The following is a 14,801-nucleotide window of genomic DNA, read 5'->3' on the forward strand; positions in this document are numbered from 1 at the left end:
ACGGTTCTCGACAAGACGGAATTTTAGTTTGAGTCCAAGGCATAAAATTAGTGTGATTCAGAATCGTGAAACTAGTGTGGCTAAAATGCAAGATATTAGTGTTTGTCAAAGGCGTAAAATTAGTGCAACAACAACGCACGGTGGTAGTGGTCCACTACTCACACACCGTCGCCGGAGGCCCCCAAACAGTCGGGGGCTGGGCGCTTTGCTATAGAAATCCCGGCGATCGAAAAACGCCGTGCAGGTCTTGATGTCGATCTACGTCTTTGCATCATTCTGGAGGAGTTCAACGGTGATGTCATCGGCCGCTCCTTCTATTTAGAGCCAGAGCCCCCAATCGGCCGTTTTAGCAAGGTCTTCTTCCTTCCCATCCTGCGCGAGTTTATTGCCAGCCGTAAAACGCTGACCGAGGTCAACCGCGCCCGGTAAATTCGGGCCGGCGGTTCGAACCCCATCAAGGATGGTCGCCGCAGAGAATCGAATAGCCCTGAGCATTTTTTGATAGGTGGAGCCTGCTAGCGCCATACGTCATCGATATGGCTGCCGAGATGACTGTCAACAGAGGCGCATTTATTCGATATGGTGATATCGTGGCGCGACGAGACTGCCAGTGCGAGAGATTCCAAGACGATGACTTTAACGCGCGCGACAGTACTCCAGGCTCAAGAGATGGAGCGGGTATTCAACGACCATCCGGCGCGGGCATTGATAGGCAAGCTGGATACGATTGTGACCACCCTGCGGATGGGACAGTTGCTCTTGCCGGTCACCATCAACGATCGGCGCCTGTCGCCAACCTGCTATCTCTGCTGTCCCAGCGTCGCCTATATCGCCTATGCTCGCGAGGAGCTGCGCAATTTGGCCGAAAGCCCGGCCGCGAAACGAGCTATGGACAGTTTGCTGAGGCTAGCGGCACCCTTGATGCGGATGACCGGGTTCGACCACCAGATCCAGCCCAACAATTGGCTTCTGGCAACAAACATCTGCTGTGCACTCAATGTTGCCGAGATCCACGAGGTGACGCAGGAGCTGTGCGCGTTCCACCCGGGCATGGCAATCGTCTGGCGTTCGCTCAATGACGTTAGCGATGCCCGGATGCTCGCCTTTTTCCGCGCCTGCGGCTACGGTCTCTATCCGGCCCGGCAGGTCTACCTGTTCGATTGCCGGCAAGGGCCGGTGAGGGTCCATCGGGATGAAAAGCGCGACACGCTGCTTCTGGCGCAGCCAGATTTCAGCGTCGTCGAGCCCCGAGACATCGCGCTCACGGATTTTCAGCGGATTGAAGTGCTTTACGCCAAACTCTATCTCCAAAAATACACCTATTTGAATCCTCAATACTCGGCCTTGTGGCTGCAACAGATGCATGAGGCTGGCGTCCTGCAGTTTTACGGCTTGCGCAATCGCGATGGGCAACTGGATGGCATCGCCGGTTTTTTCGACCGGGGCGACGTCATGTCGGCGCCGGTGGTCGGCTACGACACGACAATCGACCTGAAAGCAGGACTCTATCGTCGCCTGATGGCGATCGCGCTGCAGCGCGCCAGGGACCGCCGGCTGCTATTCAACATGAGCGCCGGAGCTGCGGCCTTCAAGAGAAACCGTGGCGGTATTGCGGCGATCGAATACAGTGCAATCTACAATCGACATTTATCGTGGAAGAACCGCGCCGCTGCGACGTTCGTACGGGCGATATTGCGGAACATAGGCATCCCGATCATGAGGAACTATAGGCTTTGAGCGATCAGAAAATCGAGGGATGGGTCGCAATTGCCCGATCAAAAACCGTTCGGACCAAGCCTTTGCGGGTATTGGCAGGGGGGAGGGCATTCGTGTTGTTTCGCGCGGATGGCAGGCTGCATTGTCTTGCCGATGTCTGTCCGCATCGCTCCGCGCCGCTGTCGGGCGGCCGGGTTGTGAACGGTTCTATTGAATGCCCCTATCATGGCTGGCAGTTCGACGGCGCGGGGCTGTGCAAGGCCATGCCCGGTCTGACCGGCGCGGTGCCGCGGGCACTGGTGCCATCCTATGCCGTTTGCGAAAAGGACGGACTAATCTTCTTTTCGGCGCAAGCCGCCAGCGCGGCTCCTTACACGACGGTGCTCGCCGCAGGTGATACGGTTTCGCTGACGGTCGAAAGTCGGGTGACCTCGTCGCTGGCGGAGGTGGCGGAAAACATCCTCGATGCGACCCACACGCATTTCACGCACAAGGGAATTTTGCGAGGCCTGAGCGCCAAACGCTACAAGGTGACGGTGACCGTGACCGGCGGCGACGGCTGGGTGGAGGCGCGCTACGTGGGCGAGCCGAAGCAGGAGGGTCTTGTCAGCCGGCTTCTCGAAGGCGAGCGCTCGATTAGCGTCGGCCGATTTCGCTATCCTGGCATCGCCGAGCTGGAGTTTTGGGGCGCAAAGTCGATCAACTTGGCTACCACCTTTCATCTGCGCCAGGAAACCGAAGACACTGTGCATGGCTTCGGCATTCTTTCGGGCCCGCGACAGAGGAACCTCGGCTATGTGAAAGCGCTACTGTTCAAACCGTTCTTCCGCATTGCCCTACGTCAGGACCAGCTTATTCTCCATGCCGCCGAGGAAAACCGCAAGCTGTTTGCGCAACGCCGGCAGATGCTCACGCCGCTCGACGTCATGCGTCCACACATCGACGCCATTCTCGCCGGGCAGAGACCTGACGTCGCCGACAGGCCGGCTGTGCTGGTGATGGAACTCTAAGCAGGCTAACTATCCGTCGAGTGGTTCGCCGTTCCATTCGATATCGGCCGTCGCCGCAGCTTTCAGTCCGATGCGTTTCAAAGCTGCTACGCAGAAGATTTCGGCCAGCGCCCGCAATTGCGCCTGCAGCATGGGACGGTCGCCGGGCCAAGCGCCGATATCACCCATGTTGCGCGAATCGATCAACCATTGTCGGAGTGCACCTTTGCGGATTGCCGCCGGCAACCCGTAGCAGAGCATTGCCAGCGGCAGCGTCATCGGGCCGGTCAGCGACGCCTCAGCCGGACCACCGTCAACCACCGCGTCTGCCAAACCATCTGCAGCACCGAAGTAGTGCAAGCCGCTGGTTGCTCGTGGATTGCACTCGATAACCGACAGCCGGCCTTGCGCGTCGTGGCGGAAATCGAAGGAAATCTGCCCGGTCCAGCCGTTGGCAGCAACAAAGCCGGCCACGAAATGTCGGATTTGCGGGTTGGCGACCGGCTCAAAGGCGAGACCTGCGCCTTTTCCCACCCTGTAGAGCGGCCGGTAAGCCTGCAGCGCCTGCATTTCACCGTCTTTCGCCAATGCCCAGCAACAAAGCTCCTCTCCGGGCAGGAAGGCCTGCGCCACCCAGGGGTCAGCAGGGGAGGGCACAAGTCGATCGAGATCCGCGGATTTAGGCCTGATCATGACTCGCTCGGCAAATCGCGACCAGACCGGTTTGAAGACGAAGTCTTGGCTTACTGCTAGGTAGGAGCGGAGGTCGGTCGCATCGACAAGCAACGCCGTCTCCGGCGGATCCGCACCGAACCCCCTGGCCATCATGGCAAACCTATATTTGTCGTGCACCTGTGCCAGAAGCGCAAAGGACGGGGCGACAAGCGGGATCTCCGCGCCATTTTGGTCACGGGCCGCCGCTAGAAAGAAAATCTCCTCGCAGGTGGGAAGGACGAAGTGGCAACCATGCTCACGGACGATGCGCTCGACCGCTCGGGCATAGGCTGCAAGTGCATTGCGGGGTTGTGGCAGGCGAACATAGGCGGTCTTGAAACGGGTTGCCCGCGCCATCGCAAAGCGGTGGCTGTCGGCAAGGATGACACGATGGCCCGCCATGTGCAGCAGCCGCGCCCAATGCAGGGCGACGGGTGCACGTGCGCCGGTAACCAGAACTGTCTTCATTCGCTGCTCCTTGCCCCATACCAGCGCCGCTCAACCCGGCGAAGCTTGGCGGTCGGCGGCGACAAACTCTCCCGCTCAACTGAGATCAGGGGTTGGGTGCCGATGCCCTGCAGCAGCCATTTGAGTGCCATTTCAGCGGCGGTTGCGGCGGCCGGTGAAACCGTATCCGGTAGCAGTAAGCGCAGTTCGTTGTGGTCGGCCTGGATGAGGCGAAAATCCGTGATACTTCGATCTGAATCGAGAATTGCATTGCGCAGCACATCCGGCGTGACCGGGACCGTCCCGCGGCTCGCTGCCCGCGGCAGTTCGAAAATGTCATCGCTGCGGCCGGCGACCTCTGCGACGGCGCGAAGCGGCGAGCCGCAGCGACAGGTGTCCGTTTGCATGCGTAGCAGGTCATTGATTCGATAACGGGCGATGACCTGCGTCTGTCGGGTGAAGTCGGAAATGACCGGTGAGACGAGGTCGCTATCCGGCACCGGCTGCAGTTCGAAATGCATGACGTCCTCGGCCAGATGCAAGGTGCCATGGGCACAGCTGGTGGCAAGCAGGCCCTCGGTCGCCATATAGATCTCGCCGAGCCGCATTTGATACCGCTTCTCGATGATGTCGCGGTCGATGGGATCGAGAACTTCGGCGGCACTGAAGAGTCGTTTCGGCGCCAGCGTGCGGTCTTGTTCGGCCAGCCAACGCAAAACTTTCGGCGGCGCGATAATCGTGTCCGGTGCAAAGCCGACAATCTCCGGCGCGATCGCCGGCACGCCGCGACGCAGATCGAAGAATTTGAGATCGAGCCGTCGCGTCCGATTGGCGGAGTTGTAAAGCGCTGTGTGCAGCGGCAGGATCAGCGCGATCCGTGCTGTTTCGAGCGGAAACGCGGGCAAAAGCTTGCCGAGCATCACGCCCAGCCATTCGTACCGCTCGTCATCGGAAATGACGAACAGCCCGCGATTACCGCTCGTGCCGGTGCTGGCCCCGACTACATATCCTTGACGTTGCTGGCCGCTGTTGAACATCCGCCAGCCTTCGGCACTGGATAGTCCGGCGCTGTTGAACTGCTCGAAAGCCCCCATCACGATCGTCTTGTCGACGATCGGCAAGTCATCAAGGCCTCCGATGTTTCGACCGCGATAATAGTCCGTCGAACCGACGGTATCGCGCAGCCACCGGTGGATGCAGCGTCGTTGCCAGGTCTCAAGGTCGGCTCGTGTCTTCAGGCGTCTTGTAAGTAGGCGCGTACGCACAAACGAAGAGACCAGCCTGAGGATTGGTAGATGACGAAATGCGAACCTCATTGTCAGGCCTCGCCACAAGCAGGGTCATCGGATGGCTCGTGGCAGAGCACAACCTTGCCGCCTTGGCCGGCGAACCGCCTGACCTTTTCCATCGAGGTCACCGCCGCATGTCGGTCGCTGTAAATCAGCTGCGCCGGCCCTGACGGCGCTCGGTCGTTGGTAATTGCCCGTAGCAGCCATTGCGTATCGGTAGCGTAAAGCAATGGCGGCGATGCGTCCTGCCAAAGCAGCCCGAAATGCCCGAGCGCATGGCCGGGCAGCGGCACGGCAAGGCAGGAGCCATCGGCAAAGAGGTCGTAACCGCTGCCCAGATCATAGGGCAGCGGTACCGATCGCAGGGTGTCGATCGAAATCAACCGCTCGCGAAAATCCGTCGGCAACAAATCGGGAAAAAAGCCGTTGAGCAGTTTCTGCAGAGGGCTCATGCGCGACAGCTTCTCGTAGGCTGCGCCATCCGCCAGAAACCGGGCTTTCGGAAAATCGGCCAGAGCGGCAATGTGATCGGCATGGAAATGCGTGACGATGATATGGGTGACATCCGCCGGCCCGATCCCGCGGCTCTGCAGACTTGCTGTGGGGGAGGCCTCCTCGATCAGGCGTGGCCTGAGGATGGCGCCATAGAGTTTCACGGTCAGACTACGGGTGCGGCCTTCGGTGACACGTTTTGTGTATCCTGTGTCGATCAGCACCGGTCCGAGCTGCGGATGATGCCACAGACCGTAGCGCACCTGGATATCGACGAACGTCCATCGACCACCTCGGAGAACCAAGCGCTCCGGCGTCCGCACGAAGGCGCCGTTGACGAATACGGGATTGCTCACCGGATGACGCCTCCGCCGAACGTTCGCACCAACCCCTGCTCGAAGCGGACTCGCGGCTGAAAGCCGATATCCCGCCGCGCCGCGGAGATATCCAACGTCTGTGTGAAGGCAAGAATGCCGAGGCTATAGGCGGTAATCACCGGTTCCGGCTTGCCTGGCCGCAGCAATGCCACCGCCTCTGCCAACCTTGCCACGCTTACGGCCAAGGGCCAGGGAATGGCCCGCCACCGCACTGCAATCCCGGCGTTTGCCGCCGCACTTTCGACAATGACGCGCAACGGCAGCGCTTCATCCCCGGCAATGTTGTAGGTCCGGCCAGCGATCTCGCGCGGTGCCTCCATCGCGCAGACGATCCCCAGCACCACATCGTCGACATAGGTGACATTGGTGGAAGCCCGGCCGCCGCGCAGCAAAGGAAGCGGGCCATTTTCCGCCGCCCTGATCAGGCGTGGCAGTAGCGCCACGTCACCGCGGCCGTAGATGGCGCGCGGCCGCAGGATGATTGGGGAAAGATCTATGGCAGCGAGCACATCGCGTTCGGCAATTTGCTTGCTTTCTGCATAGGCGTTGACGGGCCTGGGAAGCGGGGTGTCCTCGCACATATCCGCCTGATCGGAATACCGGAAGGCGACACTAGGCGAAGAGATGAAGACGAAGCGGCGAACGCCTGCCGCTCTGGCCATCGTCAGCGCATGGCGGGTGCCCGCAACGTTCGCCCCCAGGAAAGCGGCTCTCGAGCCCCAGGCCGCAGAGAGCCCGGCCGCGTGCACGAAGACATCCGCGTGGCCGAGTCCTCTCAGCACGGACGCGCCTGGCGATACAGTGATATCGATGCTGGCGAACCGCGTTCCGCATGTCTCCAGATGACGACCCTTCTCGGCATTTCGGCCGAGGCCGACCACCTCGTGGCCGTCCTCGCGCAATAGGGCACAAAGCCTGCCTCCCAGAAACCCCGTCGCACCGCTGACGATCACGCGCATGGAAATCAAACGATCATGGCAAGGCCGCCGAACGACAGCCCCGCCGAGGTGCCAAGCATCAGCATCTTCATGCCATCGGTCAGTCGACCCGATGAGCGGGCGAGATCGAGGGCCGTCGGGATGGACGCAGCGATCTGATTGCCGTGATCCCGCATGATGTTGACGATGCACTGCGAACCGAAGCCACATCGGTCGGCCAGATGCGACAGGGCGGCGGGGCTTGCCTGATGCGGAATGACGAGGTCGACCTCATCGCGTCGCCAACCGGCAGCGCTGAGCAGGCGATCGAGAAATTGTTCGAAAAAGGAAAGCGTATGGCGGAAAAGCGCGCGTCCATCCATTTCGAACACCGTGTGGCGCGCAAACGCCTCGGGATCTCTATGAAAGTCATATCGCGTGCCCCCGGCACCCAGCGCGCAGTCTTCGTAGCCAGATGGATAGGTTTCCATGCGAGCAGCAACGACGCCCGCCGTTCCGTCTCCCGGAGCGAACAGGGCGGCCGCGGCACCGTCCCCGAACAGTGACGCAACCAGCGGATCCGTCTCCCAGGGTAGGCCACGGGACGCAATTTCCGAGGAGACGACCAGGCAGCGCTTGTAATTGCCGCCTGCGAGGAATGAGGCTGCTATGTCGCTCGCTGTCAGGAAGCTAAGACAGGTCGAGTTGACGTCGAAGGCTGCACAGCGCCCATCGGGAATGCCCAGCCTTCTCTGGAGAAGCGGTGCGGTTGCGGGGATGGACTGATAGGGGACGGCGGCTGCGAAAATCAGCAGGTCGATATCGGTTGCCGCACACCCAGCGGCTGCCATTGCTTGCCCGCCTGCCATTTCGGCAAGATCTATCTGGTCTTCGATCTGGCAAATATAGCGCGACGCTATCCCGACATGTTGTTCAGTCCAGCCTGGGGCCTCTCCAAGACGCATGTCGATTTCTGTCGACAGTAATCTCGTTTCCGGCACGGCGCACCCGGAGCCAACGATCTTCATTCCTCGAAATGTGGAGGGCATCGATGTCCTTGGTGTCAGCAATCAGGTTTCGTTGCTGTATCATATTTGCATGCGCAGAAAGCCCAAATTTTCACTGCGTCCACAACCGCTGCGTGGATATGAGGATATTGGTGCCTTCAGGGCTCTTAGATTGGAAGGCGCCGCCCTTCTGGAATTATTCTTGTAGAATCGCATAGGGGTTCGACAGAAATGCCGTTGGTGATGCGATAGAGGCCAAATCAAAACGAACGGCCCTCCCGAGGGCGGCACTGCTGCTATCAACGCTTTGATCCCGAATCCAAGAGTGGCGTGGCTTTGGTTGAGTAGGGCAAATCCTGTTCTCGGCGGAAACAAGCCAATCGACCTTTTGAAGCACGATCGGGTTGATGAGGTACTAGAGGCAGCCCAGGCTTACTTCGGACAGCCATGATTCTGGATACGTCGATCCTGCAGAAGCTCGGCCGTGCAGATTGATGTCACAAATTACGTGCGCATTGTAAACCGTACCCATACGAACACATCGCTCGGCATGGGATTTGGAAAGACCCGGTTCTCCAGTCCGAAGGACAAATTTCGGTTGCTCTAACCCCCGACCTCCTTTTCGGCTTGGTAGAATTTGTTTTCGCGGCGCGTACCAAAGAGCCTCAACGTCTCCAGATGCTCGCGCTGAGCCCGATAAAAGGCTGTCAAGAAAAGCAGCTGTTGGCCGGGCTTGACGGTGTCCCGATACCCGATTTTCCTGACAATAGTTCGTACGATCTGTACGATCTCCTCATTGTTTGAGCTTTTTGTCGGGTCGCGAAGCACGTCTTCAAGCGTCTGCAACTCGTATTTCCCATACACATCGAGATGCTCCGGGAGGAAATCGAACTCCGCCTGCGACGATACGGTCGTCGGAGCCGATATTGCAAGGTCGGACAGCAGCACGGAACGCGGATTATCGACCACCAAAGTCCCGGCAATGATATCACCAAGCCGCTGTCTGCGCCGATTGGCCAGGGGGACGGTCAAGATCACTAGAACCAAGGCGATCGTCAGACCGATTTCCCACGCCGGCATCGAGCCGGCGGCAAAAACCAAGGATAGGGGAGTGAAAATCTCCACCTCCTTCATGAGGTTTCTTGCAGTGACTTGGTGTGGGGTGAGGCGTCGCCCATTTACGTTGATGACGCGAATGCCCGTTATCTTTTTTCCGAGCGTGCGCCCATTCCAGATGAGTTCTGAAAGAACATAGTAGGGAATGCGTATCAAGAACGCCAACAAGATCATCAACGTCATTTCGGCTGCGGGAGGCAGGAACCCGCCGGAGACGATGGCGATCGCACAAACAAACACCAGGAGAAAGGTGAAGATGAGGTCGAGACACTGCGCCCCGAAACGCGTTCCGAGAGAAGCGACTGCGAAATTGATCGGCACGCCTTCCGGCGGGATGAATTGTTCTAGCCGCTTGTCGCCCTGAACACGCTGGCTCATTGCAAAGGCCCGTGTAAAGTTTTGTTTTCGCGACCTGCAAATAGCAGCCAGCTCGCCCAGAAGGCGCCCATCCCCCAGCCAATGATCAGGCGCTGGGTCGGATCCTGTACGAGTTGGCGAAGAAATCCTTCAATAAGCGCTGCCACCACGAGCATCAGCGCCGCTAGAATGGCGAGCTTAATCGCATCATGTGCTTGATGGCGCAATGCCTCCCTGCGGCTCCGTAGGCCCGGCAGAAGGACGGCCAGTCCAAGCCTTGCACCGCCTGCGCAGGCAATTGCAATTGCCGCAAGCTCGGTAACTCCGTGGATCGAGAGCCATGCGAACACATCATAGCCCAACCCCTTTTGATCGAACATCGCGAAAAACGCGCCCAGCATCAAACCGTTATAGAAGGTCAGGACGAAGCTCGGTACCGACAGGAAAATACCCAACGCAAAGATCAGGATTACGATCGATGTGTTGTGGGAGAAGAGGAATGTGGAAAATGCGGCCAACTTCTCACTGCCATGTCGCTCGTCGCCGTAGATCGTAGAGCGGAGATAGTCGGCTGATGCATCCGGCGTGCGCTGATCGGCCATTTCCGGAGGTACGAAGGTATAGAGCCAGCTGGAATCATTAACACACAGCTTATATCCGGCGACCGCCCCCAAAATAAGTGCCAGGAAACCTATAAACAGAGGCAGGGCCGATCGGCGCACCGCCTGCGGAATGCCATGTGTCAACAGACGGGTCGTCAGGCCGCCGAGGCTTTCCTGGGGGGCATATACGACCAGGTAAGCGCGCGCGCCAAGACTTTCCAAATAGCCAATCAAGGCACGATCCAGAGAAATGTCGCGCGCGACGCTCAACGAATTCATCGCCTGTCTATATCCTGCGGAAAGATCCCGGACTTCATCGTAGCTCAAGACCATTGTGCCGCCTTTTTCCGCACGCGTCACGAGCTCGTCCAGACGACGCCAGTGTGCCTCGCGTTCTATCCGAAATCGCGCGGAACGAAGCGTGTCATTCTGCGTCGCAGCGACGTTCACCGTTGTGTTCATGTCTATCCTGTCATCGATGACGATATCAGTCATATCATCTCACGCGATTTAATTTCGATGTAGCGCGCCACGAGGTCTGCGGTCAGAGCTTCCGGTGTGCTGTCGAGACAAAGGACCCCCAAACGCGCCAGCTTTTCGAGTACACCGCGCCTTTCCTGTAGGATCTGGCGCGCCGCCACAGAACGGGCGACAGTGTCCAGATTCATCTCCTCTGGCTCCGTAAGCTTGGCTAGCATGGGATCGCGCAACGCGACATAGACGATGAAATGATGTCGGACCAGAACCTGCATATTCTCGATCATTAGCTCCGCGGTGATGCTGTCCACGAAGTCGGAAAATATCACAATCAGCGAACGCCGTTTCAGCCGTCCGGCTAGGTGGGTCAGTCCTAGCGTGTGGTTGGTTTCCTGGGTTTCATAACGCAGTTGCGCGCAAAGCGTCTGCAAGCGTGGAAACGCGGATCGTCCAGGTAAGGCCGGCACGAACAGACGCGGGCGGCTGTCGAAGCTGTAAAACCCAACCAGATCTCCGGCAAGCCCTGCCGCCCAGCACATTGCGAGTGTCGCATTGATGGCGCGATCAAGCTTCGGCAATCCGGCTAACTGTTCGGCCATGAGCCGTCCGGAATCGACGCACAATATGATCTGATGGTTCCGTTCAGCCCTCATCTCGCGCACAACCAGACTGCGCATTCGGGCGGACCGCTTCCAATCGATGCTGCGTGGATCCATGCCGGTTTCAAATTCACGCAGTTGGTGGAATTCCGATCCCTCGCCGCGCAGCCGCAAATCCTTCTGGCCGGCTTCGAGCGGCAGTATCTGGGCCTGTATCGCCCCCGACAACACGGGCGATATGTCGGGCACAACGGTGATGTCCTTCTGGACTGGCATGCATGCGATAATGTCGAGCAGCCTCAATCGCGACGGCCATTTTAGCCAGAGGTTGTGTACCGCGTATTGTCCCCGTCGCGTCAGGCGAAGATCTATGGAGGTCTTCGCGTGCTTGCCTCCGGCATCTGAGGTGGCGCCTGACAACCTGCTCTCAGAAACAGCAAGTTCGGGAGCGAGATCGAGGCGCGTTTCAATTTTGACAGGCAGTGAGCGCTTCTGCGGCGATATGTCGACGGTGAGCTGCACCGTTTGTCCGACAAAGCCTTGTGGCGGTAGATCGATTTCAATTTTCATCCGGCGCGATAAGACCGACAATGCCAGATCGCCGACTGCCAATGCCGAAAGCGCCAGCCACGCGCAGACCAGTGGCAAGCTCATGTCAGGCCACCACACGCTGGTGATGACGGTCACCGCAGTTAAAATCAGAACAAGAGCGATCAGGTGTGACGACGGCCGCATTTAACGGGGCGCGTCCATGCGATTCTGGATATTGCGCAGCACCTCACCTGCCGTCCGGCCGTCGATTTCGGCCGTGGGTGAAAGCACGATGCGGTGACGCAGCGCTGGTACAAGCAACGCCTGTACATCATCCGGCAGCCCATAATCTCGGCCTTCAAAAGCGGCACGCACCCTGACTGCCGATGCAAGGGCGTCAGCGGCGCGAGTGGATGCGCCATGCAGAATGTCGGGATCGGAGCGCGTGGCGCGCACCAAGTCGACGACATAGGCAAGAATAGCGCTGTCCAGATGAATCTCATCGATCAGCGCTCGACCCGCAGCGAGTGTCGCGCTCGAGACGAGCGGCCGAATACCGGCATTGCGCAGATCCAATTGCAGGGCCTGCCTCGCATGTTTGGATAGAATGGCGATTTCAGTAGCGCGGTCGGGAAAATCCACGACGAGTTTGAAGAGGAAGCGATCGAGCTGTGCCTCAGGGAGGGGATAAGTACCCTGCTGCTCGATCGGATTCTGCGTGGCAAGCACAAAGAAATCCGTCCCCAAAAAATGGTCGGTGCCGTCGATTGTGACCACCCGCTCGTTCATCGCCTGCAGCAGAGCAGATTGCGTCTTCGGCGGTGCACGATTGATTTCATCGGCAAGGAGGATGTCGGTGAAAACCGGGCCCTTGGTCAAATGAAACTGATTGGTCTGGAAATTAAAGAGGTTGATACCCAGAACGTCGCCGGGCATCAGGTCGGGCGTGAACTGGATGCGACGGTATTCCAGTTCCATCACCGCGGAAACGGCGCGGGCAAGCAGGGTTTTGGCCGTGCCGGGAGGGCCCTCGACAAGGCAGTGCCCGCGGGCAAAGATCGAGATTAGAACGAGGTCGATCAGCGCGTCCTGCCCTTGCACGGCCTTACCGATTTCGCCACGAACCTTGGCGATGAGATTGCGAAATTCACCTAGATCCAAGGTCGGTGCTCCCTATCAATTTCCTGAATGTTTCGAGATTGCGATGTAGGTCTGACCGCGTCATGACATGTCCTCGTTCGATCAGCGCCTGAGCCGCCGATTGCAATGCATCCGCCAATGCCTGATCGCGATGCGCCAGGCGTTGAAACATCCGCTCTACGCCCGTTTGATTTCCGGCTCCGTGTCCAAAGAGCAATATCGCCTTGTCCGCAAGCAGATGTTGCACGAACTGTGCTGTCATTCGGCCGTCGTTGCCCGACAGGCGTAGCAGTCGCGCCGTGGCTTCGATCGCCGCCGTCTTTGATAATTCAATGTTGGGAGATCTCTCATCCAAAGGCGGCCCGAACCGATAGGCTCCCCGCCAGAAACATATCACCGCGATGACCAGGACTGTTCCCCAGACGACTGACAGCGGGTAGGCGAAAAAACGCTTCAGATCGGTGGCGGAGCGCTGATAGGTCCGGCCCTCACTAGTCGGTTTCTCGCTATCTAGGAGTTGGCCATTTGTATCCAGATAAATCGGCCGTGTCTCACCGGCTCCGCGTAAATTCCTGATCATCGACACGGCGAAGGCGGCATTACTGGCCAGAGCCAGCCCATGATTGTTCAACAGGTCGGGATCCGACAAGAGATAAATGGTAACGCTGTTTTGACAACGCAAAAGCAGGGCACCCGACTGCATGCCCGCAAGCTCCGTGCAATGACTTGGCAGAGCGGAGCGGTCGAACAATTGCGCCCGATATAAGGCTACCTTTTCAGTCTGGTTTGGTACCAGAGTTAGCTGTGCTTCTTCAAATTCTGGCCCAAGTCGCTTGAGATGCAGATCTCGAAGGTAGATCCTTGCGAGATCGCGATAGAGATCGGCAAATGGCAGCAGCCCGGACTCCTGCGCTAGACCATCGTTCAACACGCTATCGCGCCATTTTGGCAATATGATCAGCGTCGGCCGCTCGTAGAGCTTTGCCCCGTAGATCCACGGTTCCAAACGGCCGCTGGTTTTTCCATCGCCGGGCTGCGTCTTGGTGGCATCGCGTTGCGATGTCGGCAAAGGCTGGATGCGCAGCGAGACTTCGGAACGCGCCCGCGTGACATGAGCATCGGACCGGATAACAGCTATTCCTTTGGCTTGCAGCCACAGCTGAAGCCCCTTGTAACCGAGAGGTGAGCGATCGTAGTCGCCATCCCGCGACAGCGCAAATAGCGCCCACGCTGCCAGTCCGAGCAGCAGGCCGAGGAATGCTATGAGGCCAGCTTTACGCATTGGCCATTCTGCCGCTCGAAAGGAACCCGCGTGCTGTGGCAAGGAGGGCAGTGAACTGGCTCTCGGCCAGAACGCGGCCACCGTAGTGAACGAGTTCCGCCTCGATCAGCAGATTTTCGAGATGGTCGCGACCGGGCATGGTCTCCGGCAGGCGACCGAGAACCGCGCGTTCCGTGTCAGAGCGAAAAAGCCGCGTTCCCGTGACGTCCGCGGCTTGAAGCAGACAATGCCTCAGAAGCAGAACGAGCGCCTGCCGTCGGTCTTCCATTGCCGCGATCCGTTGCAGGAACTCGTTTGGCCGTTCTCCCGCTTCATTTGCGAAGGAATGCCAGTTTTCTGGCGCCTCTCCCTGGCGCTGCTTCAGTTCGCGCGGAGCTGGCGACAGCAAGACACCGCCATTTCCGAAGCGCATCCACAAGCCGATGATTGTCCCGAGCCCAATGAGCACCACGACAATAGCCAGCGGCCCGGTTACGATCGGTTCTTGCGGGCTTAATAATGGCCTGTCTGACGATGATGCTGCATTCGGTGCTACTTCAGCCGCTTTAGCCGTCTCGCCGTAGACGAGTGTGCAGCGCAAACCATTCCGCAAGCATTGCGAGGTGTATTCAGCGCCGACCGCACTGGTGGGGTGATCATTCCTGCCAACGGGCTCAGTGCCGTCGCCCTGAGCCCGCGCAGTCTGTAATTGAGCCGATGTGGTTAAAAATAGGCCCAACATCAGCAGGCCGACGCTGCGGATCAACATG

General features: G+C 58.8%; 13 protein-coding genes and 1 pseudogene. 3 read left to right on the forward strand and 11 right to left on the reverse strand.

Annotated features, from left to right (window positions below):
- Window positions 1–171: 171 nt before the first annotated feature.
- The 3 genes and pseudogenes from AB4Z52_RS18230 to AB4Z52_RS18240 form a co-directional block, all read left to right on the forward strand.
- Window positions 172–429: pseudogene (locus AB4Z52_RS18230) on the forward strand (hypothetical protein); the annotation flags it as partial.
- Between the two features lie 201 nt (window positions 430–630).
- Window positions 631–1,737: a GNAT family N-acetyltransferase gene (locus AB4Z52_RS18235; protein WP_442219327.1), complete on the forward strand. Its 1,107-nt coding sequence runs from the start codon at window positions 631–633 to the stop codon at window positions 1,735–1,737.
- Entirely contained in the window at window positions 1,734–2,726 is a 993-nt protein-coding gene (locus AB4Z52_RS18240) for a Rieske 2Fe-2S domain-containing protein (protein ID WP_442219328.1), read from the forward strand. The genes AB4Z52_RS18235 and AB4Z52_RS18240 overlap by 4 nt, the downstream gene beginning before the upstream one ends.
- 9 nt (window positions 2,727–2,735) lie before the next feature.
- Here the strand turns inward: AB4Z52_RS18240 and AB4Z52_RS18245 are convergent, their stop codons facing one another.
- The 11 genes from AB4Z52_RS18245 to AB4Z52_RS18295 form a co-directional block, all read right to left on the reverse strand.
- Window positions 2,736–3,887, reverse strand: a complete 1,152-nt coding sequence (locus AB4Z52_RS18245; RefSeq protein ID WP_442219329.1) for a hypothetical protein — start codon at window positions 3,885–3,887, stop codon at window positions 2,736–2,738.
- Entirely contained in the window at window positions 3,884–5,182 is a 1,299-nt protein-coding gene (locus tag AB4Z52_RS18250) for a F390 synthetase-related protein (protein ID WP_442219330.1), read from the reverse strand. The genes AB4Z52_RS18245 and AB4Z52_RS18250 overlap by 4 nt, the downstream gene beginning before the upstream one ends.
- Before the next feature lie 2 nt (window positions 5,183–5,184).
- Entirely contained in the window at window positions 5,185–6,003 is an 819-nt protein-coding gene (locus AB4Z52_RS18255) for an MBL fold metallo-hydrolase (protein WP_442219331.1), read from the reverse strand.
- Window positions 6,000–6,983: an NAD-dependent epimerase/dehydratase family protein gene (locus AB4Z52_RS18260; protein WP_442219332.1), complete on the reverse strand. Its 984-nt coding sequence runs from the start codon at window positions 6,981–6,983 to the stop codon at window positions 6,000–6,002. Before AB4Z52_RS18260 ends, AB4Z52_RS18255 begins: the two co-directional genes overlap by 4 nt.
- Before the next feature lie 5 nt (window positions 6,984–6,988).
- Entirely contained in the window at window positions 6,989–7,906 is a 918-nt protein-coding gene (locus AB4Z52_RS18265) for a 3-oxoacyl-ACP synthase III family protein (RefSeq protein ID WP_442219333.1), read from the reverse strand.
- Window positions 7,907–8,551: 645 nt separating this feature from the next.
- Window positions 8,552–9,442, reverse strand: a complete 891-nt coding sequence (locus AB4Z52_RS18270) for an RDD family protein (protein WP_442219334.1) — start codon at window positions 9,440–9,442, stop codon at window positions 8,552–8,554.
- A complete protein-coding gene (locus AB4Z52_RS18275) occupies window positions 9,439–10,518 on the reverse strand; it encodes a stage II sporulation protein M (RefSeq protein WP_442219335.1) in 1,080 nt (359 codons plus the stop codon). Before AB4Z52_RS18275 ends, AB4Z52_RS18270 begins: the two co-directional genes overlap by 4 nt.
- Window positions 10,515–11,834, reverse strand: a complete 1,320-nt coding sequence (locus AB4Z52_RS18280; protein WP_442219336.1) for a DUF58 domain-containing protein — start codon at window positions 11,832–11,834, stop codon at window positions 10,515–10,517. Before AB4Z52_RS18280 ends, AB4Z52_RS18275 begins: the two co-directional genes overlap by 4 nt.
- Window positions 11,835–12,791, reverse strand: a complete 957-nt coding sequence (locus AB4Z52_RS18285; protein ID WP_442219337.1) for an AAA family ATPase — start codon at window positions 12,789–12,791, stop codon at window positions 11,835–11,837.
- Window positions 12,778–14,052 (reverse strand): hypothetical protein, encoded by a 1,275-nt coding sequence (locus AB4Z52_RS18290; RefSeq protein ID WP_442219338.1) that lies wholly within the window; start codon window positions 14,050–14,052, stop codon window positions 12,778–12,780. Before AB4Z52_RS18290 ends, AB4Z52_RS18285 begins: the two co-directional genes overlap by 14 nt.
- Window positions 14,045–14,800 (reverse strand): hypothetical protein, encoded by a 756-nt coding sequence (locus tag AB4Z52_RS18295; RefSeq protein ID WP_442219339.1) that lies wholly within the window; start codon window positions 14,798–14,800, stop codon window positions 14,045–14,047. The genes AB4Z52_RS18290 and AB4Z52_RS18295 overlap by 8 nt, the downstream gene beginning before the upstream one ends.
- Window position 14,801: the final 1 nt, after the last annotated feature.

The organism is Rhizobium sp. 2YAF20 (assembly GCF_052114685.1).
Taxonomy (GTDB): domain Bacteria; phylum Pseudomonadota; class Alphaproteobacteria; order Rhizobiales; family Rhizobiaceae; genus Rhizobium.

What these genes read in the sequence shown, in the direction of transcription:
- AB4Z52_RS18245 (WP_442219329.1), bottom strand. Translation starts at nt 3,887, where the DNA reads ATGAAGACAGTTCTGGTTACCGGCGCACGTGCACCCGTCGCCCTGCAT.
- AB4Z52_RS18265 (WP_442219333.1), bottom strand. Translation starts at nt 7,906, where the DNA reads ATGCGTCTTGGAGAGGCCCCAGGCTGGACTGAACAACATGTCGGGATA.
- AB4Z52_RS18260 (WP_442219332.1), bottom strand. Translation starts at nt 6,983, where the DNA reads ATGCGCGTGATCGTCAGCGGTGCGACGGGGTTTCTGGGAGGCAGGCTT.
- AB4Z52_RS18290 (WP_442219338.1), bottom strand. Translation starts at nt 14,052, where the DNA reads ATGCGTAAAGCTGGCCTCATAGCATTCCTCGGCCTGCTGCTCGGACTG.
- AB4Z52_RS18250 (WP_442219330.1), bottom strand. Translation starts at nt 5,182, where the DNA reads ATGAGGTTCGCATTTCGTCATCTACCAATCCTCAGGCTGGTCTCTTCG.
- AB4Z52_RS18280 (WP_442219336.1), bottom strand. Translation starts at nt 11,834, where the DNA reads ATGCGGCCGTCGTCACACCTGATCGCTCTTGTTCTGATTTTAACTGCG.
- AB4Z52_RS18270 (WP_442219334.1), bottom strand. Translation starts at nt 9,442, where the DNA reads ATGAGCCAGCGTGTTCAGGGCGACAAGCGGCTAGAACAATTCATCCCG.
- AB4Z52_RS18295 (WP_442219339.1), bottom strand. Translation starts at nt 14,800, where the DNA reads ATGTTGATCCGCAGCGTCGGCCTGCTGATGTTGGGCCTATTTTTAACC.
- AB4Z52_RS18275 (WP_442219335.1), bottom strand. Translation starts at nt 10,518, where the DNA reads ATGACTGATATCGTCATCGATGACAGGATAGACATGAACACAACGGTG.
- AB4Z52_RS18235 (WP_442219327.1), top strand. Translation starts at nt 631, where the DNA reads ATGACTTTAACGCGCGCGACAGTACTCCAGGCTCAAGAGATGGAGCGG.